Annotated in this window: 12 protein-coding genes; 8 read left to right on the top strand and 4 right to left on the bottom strand. The window is 56.8% G+C overall.

Annotated elements, in window-relative coordinates; translation table 11 throughout:
- Positions 1-223: 223 nt before the first annotated feature.
- Positions 224-1282, bottom strand: coding sequence for a TMAO reductase system periplasmic protein TorT (gene torT, locus OE750_RS17790; RefSeq protein ID WP_318528006.1), 1059 nt, complete (start codon positions 1280-1282; stop codon positions 224-226).
- Here torT and OE750_RS17795 point away from each other — a divergent pair.
- Complete coding sequence (locus tag OE750_RS17795) at positions 1215-3980, top strand: ATP-binding protein (protein WP_263765651.1); 2766 nt, start codon at positions 1215-1217, stop codon at positions 3978-3980. The genes torT and OE750_RS17795 overlap by 68 nt on opposite strands.
- Here the strand turns inward: OE750_RS17795 and OE750_RS17800 are convergent.
- The gene (locus OE750_RS17800; RefSeq protein ID WP_263765652.1) at positions 3953-4657 is read right to left on the bottom strand and encodes a response regulator; all 705 of its coding nucleotides are present in this window, start codon (positions 4655-4657) and stop codon (positions 3953-3955) included. The two genes, OE750_RS17795 and OE750_RS17800, sit on opposite strands and share 28 nt — an antisense overlap.
- 113 nt (positions 4658-4770) lie before the next feature.
- Between OE750_RS17800 and OE750_RS17805 the strand changes: the two genes are divergently transcribed.
- From OE750_RS17805 to OE750_RS17825, 5 genes are all read left to right on the top strand, one after another.
- Positions 4771-7440, top strand: a complete 2670-nt coding sequence (locus OE750_RS17805; protein WP_263765653.1) for a molybdopterin-dependent oxidoreductase — start codon at positions 4771-4773, stop codon at positions 7438-7440.
- Positions 7441-7511: 71 nt separating this feature from the next.
- Positions 7512-8783, top strand: coding sequence for a gephyrin-like molybdotransferase Glp (gene glp / locus OE750_RS17810; protein ID WP_263765654.1), 1272 nt, complete (start codon positions 7512-7514; stop codon positions 8781-8783).
- Positions 8780-9307, top strand: coding sequence for a DUF2478 domain-containing protein (locus OE750_RS17815; RefSeq protein WP_263765655.1), 528 nt, complete (start codon positions 8780-8782; stop codon positions 9305-9307). Before glp ends, OE750_RS17815 begins: the two co-directional genes overlap by 4 nt.
- The gene (gene moaA, locus OE750_RS17820) at positions 9297-10304 is read left to right on the top strand and encodes a GTP 3',8-cyclase MoaA (RefSeq protein WP_263765656.1); all 1008 of its coding nucleotides are present in this window, start codon (positions 9297-9299) and stop codon (positions 10302-10304) included. The genes OE750_RS17815 and moaA overlap by 11 nt, the downstream gene beginning before the upstream one ends.
- Positions 10305-10329: 25 nt before the next feature.
- Complete coding sequence (locus OE750_RS17825) at positions 10330-10647, top strand: carboxymuconolactone decarboxylase family protein (protein WP_263765657.1); 318 nt, start codon at positions 10330-10332, stop codon at positions 10645-10647.
- A gap of 135 nt (positions 10648-10782) precedes the next feature.
- Here the strand turns inward: OE750_RS17825 and OE750_RS17830 are convergent, their stop codons facing one another.
- Together OE750_RS17830 and OE750_RS17835 are read right to left on the bottom strand one after the other, a co-directional pair.
- Positions 10783-11490, bottom strand: a complete 708-nt coding sequence (locus OE750_RS17830) for an IS6 family transposase (RefSeq protein WP_263765658.1) — start codon at positions 11488-11490, stop codon at positions 10783-10785.
- A 262-nt stretch (positions 11491-11752) separates the two neighbouring features.
- Positions 11753-12685: a LysR substrate-binding domain-containing protein gene (locus tag OE750_RS17835; protein ID WP_263765659.1), complete on the bottom strand. Its 933-nt coding sequence runs from the start codon at positions 12683-12685 to the stop codon at positions 11753-11755.
- Positions 12686-12814: 129 nt separating this feature from the next.
- Here OE750_RS17835 and OE750_RS17840 point away from each other — a divergent pair, with 129 nt between their 5' ends.
- Together OE750_RS17840 and OE750_RS17845 are read left to right on the top strand one after the other, a co-directional pair.
- Positions 12815-13819, top strand: a complete 1005-nt coding sequence (locus tag OE750_RS17840; RefSeq protein WP_263765660.1) for an ABC transporter ATP-binding protein — start codon at positions 12815-12817, stop codon at positions 13817-13819.
- The gene (locus tag OE750_RS17845) at positions 13816-14787 is read left to right on the top strand and encodes an ABC transporter permease (protein WP_263765661.1); all 972 of its coding nucleotides are present in this window, start codon (positions 13816-13818) and stop codon (positions 14785-14787) included. The genes OE750_RS17840 and OE750_RS17845 overlap by 4 nt, the downstream gene beginning before the upstream one ends.
- Positions 14788-14792: the final 5 nt, after the last annotated feature.

Genomic DNA, 14792 nt, shown 5'->3' on the forward strand with positions numbered 1-14792 from the left:
ACATCTGCAATCCCACGTGCCGCAGCCGGACGCTGCCCGAGTTGTCGATACCAATTTGCTCAAGCGTTTCTGCAAAGAACCGTCAAATGTCGTCGTTGTGATGCACCAATACCGCTTCAGGGTGCCACAGCCTTGATCTGTGCTACCTGTCGCAATCGGCGGCCTTCGCCGCGTAGCAAAGATGCGGCTTAGGAGGTTTAGAATATTGCGTTCAAATAGTTTTTCAGTCAATTTTTGGAAAATAATCCGCCGGAGAAATGGTCACTCCTTGCAGGTCTTCATGAGTTTTGGTGAGCAACACGATCGGCGGTCCAACCGATATCGCTGAGCTAGACGGCTTGTTTGGGCGAACAGCTTGCTGGATTGCCAAAATCCCCTGCTGCGTCGGGTCGTCAAAGGCTGCTGCCAGCACATTGCCGTTCATGAGACTTCGCAAGATCGTATGGCTGATATAGGTTGAAAGCAGCTTTGGAGTATACAGATTTTCTTCCACCGCAAGCAACCCGATCGCCGCTTCAACGGCAGGGGCGCTGCCGATCAGATAGTCGATCTCCGGGTGCCGTTCCAAAGCTGTTTCAACGAGCGCAAGCTGTTGTCTCAGTCCGGTGTCTGCCGAAAAAACCTCGACGAGCGTAACCGAGCTGTCGGAGAGGATTTCGCGCAAACCGGCTTCCAGAGGGCCCGTCCAGCCTGCAACGCTCGGCCCCGAGATCAACGCAGCTGTTTTAGACGGTGAGTCTTTCGGGTGCAGCTCGCTCAGGTATCGGCCAACAACAAAGCCCATACCGTTCCAGTCAACTCCAATCCGCCCGCTCAGTGCGTCCGAGTGCAGCTCATTCACCAACCCGAAAACAGGCACGTCCTGCGCAACCCGTTTAATGGCTTGCAAGAGGTCCGGGTGGTTTGACGTGACCGCGCCGATCAGGATCGCATCGACACCGCGTTCAACGCATTGGTTTAGCAGTTTGATCTGCTCCTCGCGCGCGTTGTATCCGCCAGCTTCATAGAGCAGGAGCGCGACGTTCTGGCGCGCGGCCTCCTGCTCAAGCCCATAACCGACGCTGAGCCAGTATTCATCTTTGAAATGGGGAACCAAGACACAAAACAGCTGCGGTTTCTCAGCCGGCGATGCGGCTGCAGGCGCGACCCAAAGAGCGCAGCAAAGCATCACAAGCGCGATTGAACACCGGCCGATGGCCCCGTAGAGTTTGACGATGCGACAGACAAGATTTGACACGCGACTGATCCAGATTCTCTCTGCTATGGCTGTGCTGGCCATCATGGTGGGTGTGGCAGCGATTGCGGTCAACCGCTATTTGGTGCGCAGCCAAAGTGAGTTGATCGAAACGAACCTTCCGGCGATGCAACTCGCAAGCCAGATTGGTGAGACAACCGAAGTTGTCGGCACACTTGCGAACGCCTTTGTAAAAGCCGACTCGCCTGAAGATCTCGAGCGGACCACATCAGCGCTTGAAGCGGCTGTTAGCAAAATCGAGGCCGGTGCTCTAGCGCTTGAGGGCATTAGCCCGATGTCTACCGGAGCCGCTCCATCACAGGCCGCCGAAATCGTCGCGCGGATGGCTGCGAACAGACACGAAGAACTGCGTTTGTCTAGGCTGGTTTCCGAGGCCGGAGCTGAAATTGCAAACGTAGGGGGAAAGCTTGAGAGCTTGATCGAGGCCAAGGTTGACCTTGCCCGCTTGAAGATCACGGCGGGAATTGTAGGGATCTATGCGCAGCAGGAAGCCGACCGGCGACCGGCACTTGATACGCTGGCCGACCGGCACTTCTTTGCCTTCGAGCGTCTCTCCGAGCTGGCGCGGATGATTGACGCCATACGCTTAAAGCTTCAGCAGATCCCCGGCACGTCCACGGCTGACGAGATCGAGCATTTAGCCGCGACAACGCGCGAAAGGCTGGAGTTGGCCACACGCCGGATTGTCTATTTGCCAACACCCTCGGCGCGCATCGAGGTTGAGAAGCTAATGGAAGCCTACCGAAAAGCTATAGGAAGCGACGGTTTGATTGGTTTTCAACACAGACGAATTATCTTGCAAAACGCGATTGCGGCTGACAGCGAGAACTTGCGCTCTGTTATCTCACAGCTGTCAGACCGGGCGCGGCAAGCCCGCGACGTTGTGCAAGAGGAGGGCCTAGCCCGTATCGCAGCCTCGCAGATTCGCGCGTCGCAGATGACGGCGGCATTGCTGGTTCTGATCGTTGCTGCGGTGATCGCGGGTGCCGTTCTGTGGCTTTACGCGCGCGAGCAGGTGGTGGCGCGGCTTGGCAACCTATCACGCCGCATTGTTGCGGTTGCGGGAGGCGACTATGGCGCGCCAGTTGTGATCAGCGGACATGACGAGATCGGCCGGATGGAAAAGGCGCTCAACATTTTGCGCAGACGCGCTGAGGATGCCGAGCGGTTGCGCGGCAATCTGGAGGAGTCTGTGATTGCCCGCACCGGTGATGTGGTCGCAGAGATGAAAGCCTCCGATGCAGCACGCGCAAAAGCAGAGGCCGCAGACCGAAGCAAAACCGAATTTCTGGCGCGGATGAGCCATGAAATTCGCACTCCGCTGAACGGCATAATCGGGATGCTGGATTTGCTGGAGGCCGATGAGCAAGACCCCGCCCTCAAAGCGCGCGCGCATACAGCGCTCGTCTCGGCCCGCGCGCTGCTTGATATCACCAACGACATTTTGAACTTTTCTGGCAGTGATGACAGTAGCAACCGCGGGGCCGCTGTGCATTTCCAACTGAGAGAGCTTGTTGGCCAGATGGGGCATCAACTGCAATCGCTCGCGAGCCAGAAAAAACTGGAAGCCGTTGTTGACCTCGCCGATGGCGCGCCACTTGCCTTGCTTGGGGATGTCGTCAAGATCCGCCAGATCGTTGGCAACCTCATTTCCAACGCCGTGAAATACACCAAGCGCGGCACTGTTTCACTGAGCGTTGACCACGCGGTCGATGAGAAAAGCGGACAGCCTGTGATCAGCTTTAGTGTTTCGGACACGGGCGTTGGCATGACCAAAGACGCCATAGAGCATGCGTTTGATGCCTATATGCGCACCAATGCCGCCAAGCGCGCGGGTATCGAGGGGCTCGGGCTCGGGCTTGCGATATCGCGCAAGCTTACTGAAGCGCTTGGCGCGGCATTGAGCGTCGAAAGCGAACCAGGCGTCGGCAGCCGATTTACCTTGACGGTGCCTCTGGCCTTGGGTGACCCTGAGCTAGCGCAGGACGAGGCCGAGGAGAGGCACGACATAACACGCGACCTAAACGTGCTGGTGATCGACGATCACACCGTTAACCTAATGGTCGCCCGCGGATATCTGGAGCGGCTGGGATGCCGTGTCAACGAGGCCAAGACAGGGGCAAGCGCTCTGAAAACCGCAACCGAGCAGCGCTTTGATTTAGTGTTGATTGATCTCGATTTGCCTGACATGCGTGGCGAGGAGGTTGCGGCGCAGTTGGGGCAAAAAGCCAACGCTCCGATGCTTGTTGCGCTCACGGCGTATCTGCTTGAGGACACCGCAGAAAACCGCGCCAGCCTTGGCGTTTCGAGGGTTTTGCAAAAGCCGGTCTCACCCCGCGCGTTGGCTGAAGTGCTCGACAGCGTTGCCCCTATTGATCCTCACGACCACGGCGCAGTTTTGGAAAGCCTGCGCGACGATATCGCTGACCTTGGAACCGAGACGACAAGGATGATCGTGTGTGAGTTCTTAAGAGACTTTCCCAAGGCTGTGGATACGATTCTGACAACGTCGGGGAAAGCGCAGCAAAAGGCGGCGCACAAGCTTAAAGGGGCGGCGGCAAACTTTCGTCTGGAGGCTTTCTGCGCAGTCCTCTTGCGGGTCGAAGAGGTGGCCAATGACGAGGCGCTAGAGGCTGTCAAACGGCTCGCAGCCGAGGCTGAAAACACTATGAAGGTAGCGATGAAGGACGCCGGCCTTCAGACAGATGCGGGATCTACGAAGTGATAGCCCTGACCGTGTTGCGTTAAAATCCACTCTGGGTTTGTGGGGTCTTTCTCAAGTTTCTTGCGCAAGCGTCCAACGACAACATCTATCATCCGGTCACTTGAGCGCATAGTGGCGCGCCCGATCAACTCGGACAGACGCGCACGGCTCAACGTTTGGCCTGGATGGTCGGCAAGAGCCGCCATGATGTCGAACTCTTGCGAGGTCAGGTTCTCGGTGCGTGAGGCCGACACAAGCCTGCGGCGGATGCGGTCAAAACACCACGGCCCGAAGTTTTCGACAGGCGGGGGACCTTCTGGGGCTTGGCCAATGTCAGCGATCCGAGCCAGTAAGTTTTTGACACGCGCCGCCAGCTCGCGTTTGTCAAACGGCTTGGTCACGTAGTCATCCGCGCCCATTTCAAGCCCGACGATTTTGTCGACCTGATCATCGCGCGCTGTAAGCAGAATGATCCCGATGCGGGAGTTTGCGCGCTGCTCACGGGTGATGGTAAGCCCGTCTTTGCCATCAAGGTTGATATCAACCAGCAAAAGCTCGGGCGGGTCTGTCTGAATGACGGTTTCCATATCATCTGCATTCTCGACTTCGCTCACGCGGTGGCCCTGCTCGCGCAGATAGGCAGCAAGGCGCATACGTGTGGTGCGGTCGTCTTCCACAATGAGGATGTGTTGTGCCATGGAATGAGTTTACATTTCTTTACATTTTCGAACAAGCCAAATTGCGCAGGCGCAAGGCCGAGATTCAGCGCATAAAATATTGTCGCGACAGAGTTCACTCAAGGAGGTAAATCATGTCACTTAGTCAACCAACACGACGCGCGTTTTTGCAAGGCGGCGCTGCCGTATTCGGCGCAACCAGCCTGATGGGCACAACAGCCATGGCCGCGCTTGACCCTAACTCGTTCAAAGGTCGCGTTTTCCACGCGTCGCACTTTGGCCCATTCGAGGCCGTCGTGCGCGAAGGCCAACTTGTCGGCATTAACAACATCATGGAGCTTGATGCCCGTCCTACGGAGATGCTGAGCTATGGCGTCAAAGACCGCACCTATGACAAGTCGCGCATCAACTATCCAATGGTGCGCAAATCTTACCTTGAAGGCTGGGAAAGCGGCGACATCAAACCCGAACTGCGTGGTAAGGAAGAATACGTCAAGGTTGACTGGGACACTGCCTGGAGCCTCGCGGCCAAGGCGCTGCTTGATACCGCGGCAAACCACGGCAACGAAGCGATCTTCAGTTCGTCTTATGGTGGCTGGTCGAATGCGGGCACATTCCGCCCCAACGTGCTTCAGGGCCGCTTGATCAACCTTATCGGCGGCTGCACAAACACCTCCGGTGACTGGTCTGCCGGGGCTTCACAGGTTTCACTGCCGCATATCATTGGCGATATGGAAGTCTATTCGACACAGTCTGCTTGGGAAACCATCCGCGATGAAACCGATGTATTTGTTCTTGTCGGTTGTGACCCGATCAAGAACAACCGCGTCGAGTTCCGCGTGGCCGACCACGGCATGTATGCGCATTGGGAGGAAATCCGCGATGCTGGCGTGAAATTTGTCTCGATCAACCCTCAGCGCACAGCGTCTGACGAATATCTGAACGCCGATTGGGTCAAGATTGTACCTAACACCGATGTCGCGCTGTTCTGCGCCATGGCTTACTATGTGCTTGAGCAAGGCCTTGAAGACCGTGCCTATATGGACAAATACACGGTCGGTTCTGACAAGTGGATCGCTTATGTCAAAGGCGATGACGACGGCGTTGCCAAGACACCCGAATGGGCTGCGAGCATCACAGGCATGGATGCGGCCAAGATCAGGGAAATGGCCGAGCTATTTGCCAAATCCAACACCGAGTTCGCCGGAGCATGGTCGCTCCAACGCGCCCAGCACGGCGAGATGACCCACTGGGCCATCATCAACTTTGCTGCACTTACAGGCAAGATCGGGAAACCGGGCTGTGGCGTTGGCTTTAGCTGGCATTACGGCAACGGCGGGATGCCAGCCTCGGGCAAATCTACACCTGTCGGCATGTCCCAGGGCCGCAACTTCGTCAAAGGCGTCTGCCCTGCGAGCCGCATCACTGACATGCTGGAAAACCCCGGCAAGGAAGTTTTTTACAATGGCAACACGCATACCTACCCAGATGTGAAGGTTATCTTCAACGCGGGCAACAACTTCATGAGCCACCAGCAGGATACCAACCGCCTGATCCGTGCGCTTGCGAAAGTCGAGACCGTGATCAGTGTTGATGTCTGGTGGACAGCGGCAACACGCTGGTGTGACATCGTGATGCCAGCCGCTTCAACTCTGGAGCAAGACGACATCACGTCTGGCGGCACATACTCAAACGACCGTGTCTATGCGATGAAAAAAGTCATCGAGCCTGTGGGCGAAAGCCTACCAGATTACGAGATTTTCGAAGGGCTTGCCGACAAGCTTGGTCTTTGGTCGCCATTCACTGAGAACGAAGACAAGATGTATCACATCAAGCTGGCCTACGAGAAGTCATCAGCAGCCAAGCACACAACGTTCGAAGAGTTCTGGGAAAAAGGCTATGCCCGCATGGATGTGCCTGAAGAGGCTCGTAAGTGGACACGCCATGGCGACTTCTACCAAGACCCTGAAGGCAACCCGCTGCACACCGCGTCGGGCAAGATCGAGATGTTCTGCGAAGATTTCGCGAAACTCGAGATCGACGACATGCCCGGCATGCCGATCTGGATGGAGAAACACGAATACCTCGGCAACGCCAAAGAAGGCCAGTTGCACGTTGTGTCTCCACACCCATGGTTCCGCCTGCACAGCCAGATGGATCAGTCAGAAACCCTGCGTGGTCTCTACAAAGTCCAGGGCCGCGAGCCGGTGAGGATCAACACCGAAGACGCGGCCTCACGAGGTATCGAAGATGGCGACCTCGTCGAGCTTTATAACGACCGCGGCACAGTTATCGCCGGTGCCGTTGTCAGCGACGACATCATGCCTGGAGTGGTATCGATCTACGAAGGCGCATGGCCATCCCTTGACAGCAAGGGCCGCTGTAACTCTGGTTTGGTCAACTTCCTGACCTCGACTCAGCGCAGTTCGGGACTTGCCCAAGCGACAACGGCAAATACAACTCTTTGTAGTATGCGCAAGTGTGAAGACCCAGAAGGTCCAAACATGGCCTACGAGAAGCCTGCAATCATCGAAGACATGGAGATCGCTGAGATCGATGAGGACAAACTGGGCTTGGATCGCTTGTATGACCTCACTGAAAAACTCTATGCCGACATGGAGCCGGGCGAGAAGATCTTTTTTGAACGCTGCACGGTCTGCCACGCGCCGCGCGAAGTGTCTCACTTCACGCAGCAACAGTGGAAGGGCATCACCCCGTCGATGTTCCCACGCGCGGGCCTTGAAGAGGAGGAAGCAGCGCTTGTCATGGAATATCTGATGAAGAACGCTTCCGACGCGATGTAAAAGACAAATCCATTGGGAGGCTGGGCAACTGGCCTCCCGATTTTTTCAAACCAATTTCAAGGAGAGGCCTGATGCACATCGAACGCGTAACATCTGGTTGCGGCTGTGACAGCGTCTTGCCTGCCGCCGACCTGATGAGCCTCGCTGAGGCGCGGGACCGCGCCTTGGCGCAGGTCGCGCCGCTTGCCGATACGCAAACTCTTGCGCTTTCCGAAAGCCTTGGCCGCACCGTGGCCAACGCGATTAACGCCTTTGAAGCGATGCCGTTTTTTGACAACTCCGCTATGGACGGTTTCGCGCTTTGTTGTGCTGACCTTGACGGTGCAAGCCGCTTGCCTATCGCCGGAATCGTGGCCGCTGGAGACAGCCCCCGCGCGCTCCCGAAGGGCACGGCGTTGCGCATTTTCACTGGTGCGCCGTTGCCGCAAGGTGCTGACGCGGTGGTCATGCTCGAACGCGCCCATGAGGCAGAGGAGCATGTTTCCTTCACCTGCGCGCCGCAGGCTGGCGACAACATCCGCCGCGCTGGTAACGACCAGGCCGTAGGGCAGGAACTGCTCGCAGCTGGCACGCGCATCGGAGCGCATCATATCGGGCTTCTGGCCGCCAACGGCATTGAGCATGTCGAGGTAATCCGCCGCCCGCGCATCGCGGTGTTCTCAACCGGAGACGAGCTGGCCAGCGGGCAACGCAGGCTCGGGCAGATTCCCGATTCCAACGGCCCGATGCTTGTTGCCTTGGCGCAGGCCGCCGGAGCAGACGTTACAGATCTCAGCATTTTGCCTGACGATGCAGAGGCCACGGCAACTGCCTTCAAAGCCCTTGGTACACAGTATGATTTGATCCTCACATCGGGTGCCGTTTCGATGGGTGGAAAAGACCATATCCGCGAGGCCTTCCTCGCGGCCGGAGGTGACGTGCAGGGTTGGCGCGTGGCGCTCAAACCCGGAAAACCGGTGATGTTCGGCAAACTCTGCGGCGCGGCTTTCACAGGCCTTCCGGGCAACCCCTTCGCTGTTCACGTGGGCTTTCACATGTTTGTTCTGCCACAGATCGCGCGTTTGCTCGGGGCAGCCCCAGCGCCCTTTGCGCCTGTGCCCGCCGTGGCGGGGTTTGCCTGGACACGCAAAGCGGGCCGCGCTGAAGTTTTCCCCGTGCGCCTCGCACGATATGACACCAACGGTTTGCCCGTGTTGGAGCGTCTGGGCTGCAGCGTTTCTGCGACGCTTCTACCGCTGAGCCAAGCTGACGGCCTCGCCATCGTGCCCGCCGACTGCTGCGAAATTTCAACAGGCGCGCCGCTCAGCTGGCGCCCCTTCTGCCTTTCAGGAAAGCAACAATGAGCCTTTTTCCCCTTGCTGCCATCCGCTTTGAAAATGGCGACATCGACGCCTTTCTCAGCACTCTTGCCAAAACGCTGATGGAGGACGGCACGCGTGTGTGCGGTGCTTTGCAAACCCGTGGCGCTGCTGGCGGCGAGTGCCACTGCGCAGATATGGATCTGACGACCCTTGGCTCGCAGAAAACCTTCCGGATTTCCCAATCTCTGGGCAACGACTCACGCGGGTGCCGCCTTCACCCCGGTGCTTTGGCGGAATGCTCTTTGTTCATCGAGCAAGAGCTTGAACGCGGCGCCGATCTGCTGATCCTCAACCGCTTTGGACGCGGCGAGTGCGAGGGCCGCGGCTTTCGCGAGCTGATCGGCAAGGCGCTTTTGCTTGACGTGCCCGTGCTCACTGCCGTGCGCCAGACATATGCCGAAGGCTGGGCCGAGTTTGGCGCTGGAATGGCTTGTGATTTACCGATGGATATGGACACCACGCTCGCTTGGTTTACAGCTCTAAAGGAGGAGCGCCATGCCGCTTGATACCGTCCCAGCCCCGCTTGTTGACAGCTTCGGGCGCACCGTTAGTTACCTGCGTTTGTCAGTGACTGACCGTTGCGACCTTCGCTGCACATACTGCATGGCCGAGAAAATGACGTTTCTACCCAAACGCGATGTTCTTAGCCTTGAGGAACTTGCAAAACTGAGTGATGTTTTCATTCGTCGTGGCGTGCGCAAACTGCGCCTCACGGGGGGTGAGCCGTTGGTGCGCCGTGATGTGATGGACTTGTTCCAAGAGCTCTCAAAACACCTCAAGTCAGGCACGCTAGACGAGCTAACGCTGACAACAAACGGAACCTTGCTGGCAAAATACGCCGAAACGCTGGCAGCCTATGGCGTTAAGCGCGTCAACGTCTCGCTCGACACGCTTGACGCGCGGCGCTATCGCAAAGTGACACGACTTGGCGACATTCGCATGGTGCTGGCGGGCATCGACGCCGCGATCGCTGCTGGCTTGCAAGTTAAGCTCAACGCGGTTGCCAGTTGCGGCGCGTTTGAAGACGAAGTCGATGCGCTGATTGCCTTTGCCCATGAGCGCGGCGCGGCTTTGACGTTGATTGAAGAGATGCCGCTGGGCGACACGGGCCATGACCGCAGCCAAAGCGTGCTATCTCTACGCGACTTGCAGGCAGACCTCGCCAAGCGCTGGACCCTGACGCCGCAACGCCACAGCACGGGCGGGCCTGCGCGCTATATGAAAGTTGCGCAAACCGGCGGACAACTCGGCTTTATCTCGCCAATGTCGTGCAATTTCTGTGCGCTGTGTAACCGCGTGCGCGTCAGCTGCACGGGCCAGCTTTACACCTGCATGGGCGACGAGGGTGCAGTTGATCTGCGCGCGCCTTTGCGCCACTCTGAGGCGGCGGTTGAACGTGCGATCCGCGCGGCGCTTGATGCCAAACCGGAGCGCCACAACTTTGACCTTGATCGCATGGCAGAGCCTGCCGTGACACGCCACATGTCCGCCCTTGGCGGCTGAATTTGACACTTTGAAAGGACACCCCATGAGCAAAGACCTACCAGGCGCCGCAGGCGACCTTGCAAAAAGCCACCCGACAATTTGGGAAGCCTACAGCGCTCTCGGCCAGGCAACCGCAGAAGCAGGCAAGCTGACCGCGCGTGAACGCCGCCTTGTCAAACTCGCTTTAGCCATCGGCGCCGCTTCGGAAGGGGCCGTGCATTCACACACTCGTCGCGGGCTTGCCGAGGGCATCTCAGCGGATGATCTGGCACAAGTATCCCTCCTTGCGATTGGCACACTCGGCCTGCCCCGCGCGGTTGCCGCTGGGACATGGATCTCGGACACAACCGGCAAGCGCTAAACTTTAAACTGGTGCCTGTTTGAGAAACTCTCAGATTCTCTAAAGTCTGGAAAGCAATGCGGCCCATTCCAGGCTTGGTGCTGGTGCTGTCAGACGAATGCGAACCAGTCTCTGCAAGGACAGCGGGGCTGTCCCTTATGCAGCGCCGAGCTGACGCCACTCGGCGAGAGCGGCGGCTCTGTTCAGCTTAAAGTTGTCTCTGGAGTAGAGGTGGCGCTCCGCATTGAAATGGTTATGGACTGAGGCGTGAATGGCGACAAATTTCTGTAAGGTTTGCATCCGTCTAAATCGAAGCATAGCCCGTTCCCGCCTTCGAAATGGCTGGTGCGAATTCTCCGCTCTGTCGTTCAGCCAGCGCCCGGTTTCTTGCCGATCAGCGTTGCCGATCACCTTCATCGCCGCGCTGTAAGAACGGAGCTTATCGGTGACAAAGATACTTACGCCGCCAGGACGTTTCATGATTTTCATCAGAAATTTGTAGGCAACCTTGCGATCACGGCGTTTTGTGACGTAGCTTTCCAGCACCTCACCTTCGTGATCAATCGCCCGCCAAAGATAGTGCGTCACGCCGTTGATCTTCACGAACACCTCGTCCAAGTGCCATTGCCAATTCGAATAGGCGCGCATCTGACTGACCCTTTTCTTGCGGATCTCTGCGGCAAACAACGGGCCAAATCTGCTCCACCAATACCGAACCGTTTCGTGGCTGATGTCGATACCACGTTCATGCAAAAGATCCTCCACATTACGAAGCGAAAGCGGGAAACGAACGTACATCATCACTGCTAAACGGATGATCTCCGGGCTCGTCTTGAAGTAGCGGAAAGGGCTGTGTTTGGTCATACCGCAACGCTAATTCCTCACCCTGCCCGCCTCAACAAGTTTTCTTCTGACAGTGCCTCTTTGCGAGATCGAGACCAACCGTAACAAGCCTTGACATAACCGTCCTCCTAATTGAATCAAACATGACCCACCTTGACACAAGAGTGACGTCGGGGGGCGGTTACAGCATCAGTCCCGAGCCAGACGGCCCTTTGAATTATCGCCGGTAGATATCGGTGGCGCGCGTAGGATATTTTGCTCATTTAACAACAATAATCCGTAGTTACGCCGATCGTCGAGTTAACGTGACATTGCCGTTTTGAACAAGATATTTCGCACATTGCTGCTGAAGCCAAAAACCAAAGGTTTGTGCGTTAACGCTGTTCACCATGCGATGCGGGTAGACAAAGTAATAGTCGTCTTCGAACGTTGCGCGATTGCCGAACGGCACGATCAGGCTGCCGGCATCAATTTCCTTTTGCACCACCAGATCCGACATCAGTGCAATACCAATGCCGTTGGTCGCTGCCTGAACTGCGTGAGAGTAAAACTCGAACTTTGGTCCGCGCGCGGCTTTGGAGGTTTCAACTTTCTGGGCTCTAAACCAAGCATTCCACAACAATGGCCGGGTGGCATGTTGAATCAGGGGGAATTTTAGCAGATCGGCAGCACTGTCGATCCGGGTGTCGCCTATCAGATCTGGCGAGCAAACCGGCACGACATAATCTGCCATCAAGGGCTGCATATGAACGCCGGGCCAATTCCCGTCGCCCAGGTAAACTGACACATCAATATCTTCTTCATCAAAATCGAACCGCCGGATTTTGGAGACAAGATTGAGGTCAATATGCGGATGGCGCGTGATAAAGTCATTCAGTCTGGGGATTAACCACCGCGAGGCCAACGTGGGTGGAACGGCAACTGTCAGCAGTCCGGTTTCCTGCCCTTCGGCAATAAAACGGGTGGTTGCGGCTTCGATCTCACTCAGGATACGGCCCAAATCCTTACCATATTGAATGGCGGCCGCCTCGGGGACCAGTTTGCGCCGTATGCGGCGAAACAAGGGCTTTCCAAGCTGCCGCTCCAGCTCCATCAGCCGGCGGCTGACGGCGCTTTGGGTCATGTTCAGCTCTTCGGCGGCCCGTGTAACGCTGCCATGGCGAAATGTGGCTTCAAAACATGCAAGTGATGTTGTTGATGGCATTGTACGCCGCATGGCAAACTCCTGAGACATTCCCTTTGAGAATGATTGCACGGGGAATTGGCATTATGCAATCTCTCTTTCCTGACCTAGCGTCAGGGATGAATAGAGCGCGTTGAACCCGCTGCGATGAAAGGGCCGGACATGATCAAAGTTGATAATCTTGCCAAATATTTTTATCTTGGTCAGAGCTTTTCCGAGAAGATAAGGCGGCAGGAGCCTAAAGCGCTGCGCGCTGTGGATGGCGTAAATTTTACTGTCGAGGCCGGCCAGGTTATGGGCCTTGTTGGCGAGAGCGGCTGCGGAAAATCAACGATAGCGCGCCTGTTGGTCGGGCTTGAAACGCCAACATCAGGGGATGTGTATTTTGGCGCCGATAGTGCGCAATCACTGAAACAGCGCGACCGGCGCGCGTTTCACCGTCGTGTTCAGATGGTATTTCAAGATCCCTATGGCTCGCTTAATCCGCAACAGCGCATTGGCGAAATTGTGACGCGCCCGTTGATTTATCAGCGCAATAAAATGACCGACAGCGAGATGCGAACGCTGGCGGTAACAGCGTTGCAGGAGGCGGGGTTGTCTCCGGCGTCGGATTATCTCGACAAATTTCCCCATCAGTTGAGCGGAGGGCAACGCCAGCGCGTGTGTATTGCACGAGCGACCGTGCTTGAGCCGGAGATGCTGATTGCGGATGAACCCATCTCGATGTTGGATGTGTCTATCAAGTGGGGTATCATCCAGTTGCTCAAACGCCTTGTGCGCGAGCGTAGACTGGCCATGGTTTACATCACGCACGACCTGTCGTCGGCGGGGTCGATATGCGACCAGCTTGCGGTGATGTATCTGGGAAATATTGTTGAATCCGGCCCGGCGCAGCAGGTTATACACAGCCCACAGCACCCTTATACCAAGGCGCTGCTGGCTTCGACGCCCTCTATTGATCCGGCGTTCACGCGCGAAACTGCGCAGATTACCGGCGCAATTCCGAACCCGCTAAATGTTCCCAAAGGATGCCGCTTTCACCCGCGCTGCCCGATTGCACAACCGGTTTGTGCCACGCAATCGCCCGATGACAGGGGGGCGGAGGGCCATTACGCGGCGTGCCATTTCGCTTTTGACAGCCAACCGAAGACGGAGGAATTGGCATGAGCTCGTTCTGGGTCCGGCGGCTGTGGCAATCGGCGTTGACTTTGCTGATCATGTTGACGCTGATGTTTTTTATGTTCCGCATGTTGCCGGGTGATCCGACCGCAACGGTCATCAGCCCGGCACTCTATCCCAAGGCACAAGAGACCCTGCGGATCCAGTTCGGGTTGGATAAACCGCTGTGGGAACAGTATCTGGTTTACGTCAAAAATCTTGCTGTGTTTGATTTTGGTCTTTCGTTTCATACGGGCAGGCCGGTGGCAGATGAGATAAGCGGGCGGTTGTTGAACACAATCCTGCTGGTTTTCCCGTCGATGATAGCGGCCTATGCCCTGGGGGCATTGGTTGGTGCCATTGTGGGCTGGCGGCGCGGGTCAAAGCTTGAAGCCATACTGGTGTTCCTGTCGACAGCGCTGCAAAGCGCGCCGGTGTTCTGGCTTTCGATGCTGGCAATCCTGTTCTTTTCGATACGACTTGATTTGTTTCCCATCGGGCACATTGTCTCGCCGGGAATGTTTCCCGAAGAGAACTGGCGGATGTATCTGTCAATGGATTTCCTGCACCATCTGGCGCTGCCTTTTCTGGTGAATACGCTTTACCAGTTTTGCTTTCCGTTTTTGCTGATGCGCTCGTCGATCCTTGCGACGGTGGGGGAGGACTACATCGAACTGGCCAAGATGAAAGGCCTTACAGACCGTCGGGTTTTGTATCACCACGCCATGCGAAACTCGCTGCTGCCTCTGGCGACAACGCTTCCCATGACCCTTGGTTGGGCGGTTGCGGGTTCGGTGGTTATCGAAACGGTTTTTTCCTGGCCGGGTTTGGGGCTGCTGATGGTCGAGGCTGTCGGGCGGTCTGATTATCCAGTGGTGCAGGCGGCATTTCTGCTGATCGCGGTGCTGACGGTGGTTGGCACACTCATCGCTGATCTTCTGTATACGCTGCTTGATCCGCGCATCGTGAACGCATGAGGTGA

Origin of the sequence: Lentibacter sp. XHP0401 (assembly GCF_025751535.1) — a bacterium.
Classification (GTDB): Bacteria; Pseudomonadota; Alphaproteobacteria; order Rhodobacterales; family Rhodobacteraceae; genus Lentibacter.

What these genes read in the sequence shown, in the direction of transcription:
- OE750_RS17835 (WP_263765659.1), bottom strand. Translation starts at nt 12,685, where the DNA reads ATGCGGCGTACAATGCCATCAACAACATCACTTGCATGTTTTGAAGCC.
- OE750_RS17830 (WP_263765658.1), bottom strand. Translation starts at nt 11,490, where the DNA reads ATGACCAAACACAGCCCTTTCCGCTACTTCAAGACGAGCCCGGAGATC.
- moaA (WP_263765656.1), top strand. Translation starts at nt 9,297, where the DNA reads ATGCCGCTTGATACCGTCCCAGCCCCGCTTGTTGACAGCTTCGGGCGC.
- OE750_RS17795 (WP_263765651.1), top strand. Translation starts at nt 1,215, where the DNA reads ATGCGACAGACAAGATTTGACACGCGACTGATCCAGATTCTCTCTGCT.
- OE750_RS17840 (WP_263765660.1), top strand. Translation starts at nt 12,815, where the DNA reads ATGATCAAAGTTGATAATCTTGCCAAATATTTTTATCTTGGTCAGAGC.
- glp (WP_263765654.1), top strand. Translation starts at nt 7,512, where the DNA reads ATGCACATCGAACGCGTAACATCTGGTTGCGGCTGTGACAGCGTCTTG.
- OE750_RS17845 (WP_263765661.1), top strand. Translation starts at nt 13,816, where the DNA reads ATGAGCTCGTTCTGGGTCCGGCGGCTGTGGCAATCGGCGTTGACTTTG.
- torT (WP_318528006.1), bottom strand. Translation starts at nt 1,282, where the DNA reads ATGATGGCCAGCACAGCCATAGCAGAGAGAATCTGGATCAGTCGCGTG.
- OE750_RS17805 (WP_263765653.1), top strand. Translation starts at nt 4,771, where the DNA reads ATGTCACTTAGTCAACCAACACGACGCGCGTTTTTGCAAGGCGGCGCT.
- OE750_RS17825 (WP_263765657.1), top strand. Translation starts at nt 10,330, where the DNA reads ATGAGCAAAGACCTACCAGGCGCCGCAGGCGACCTTGCAAAAAGCCAC.
- OE750_RS17800 (WP_263765652.1), bottom strand. Translation starts at nt 4,657, where the DNA reads ATGGCACAACACATCCTCATTGTGGAAGACGACCGCACCACACGTATG.
- OE750_RS17815 (WP_263765655.1), top strand. Translation starts at nt 8,780, where the DNA reads ATGAGCCTTTTTCCCCTTGCTGCCATCCGCTTTGAAAATGGCGACATC.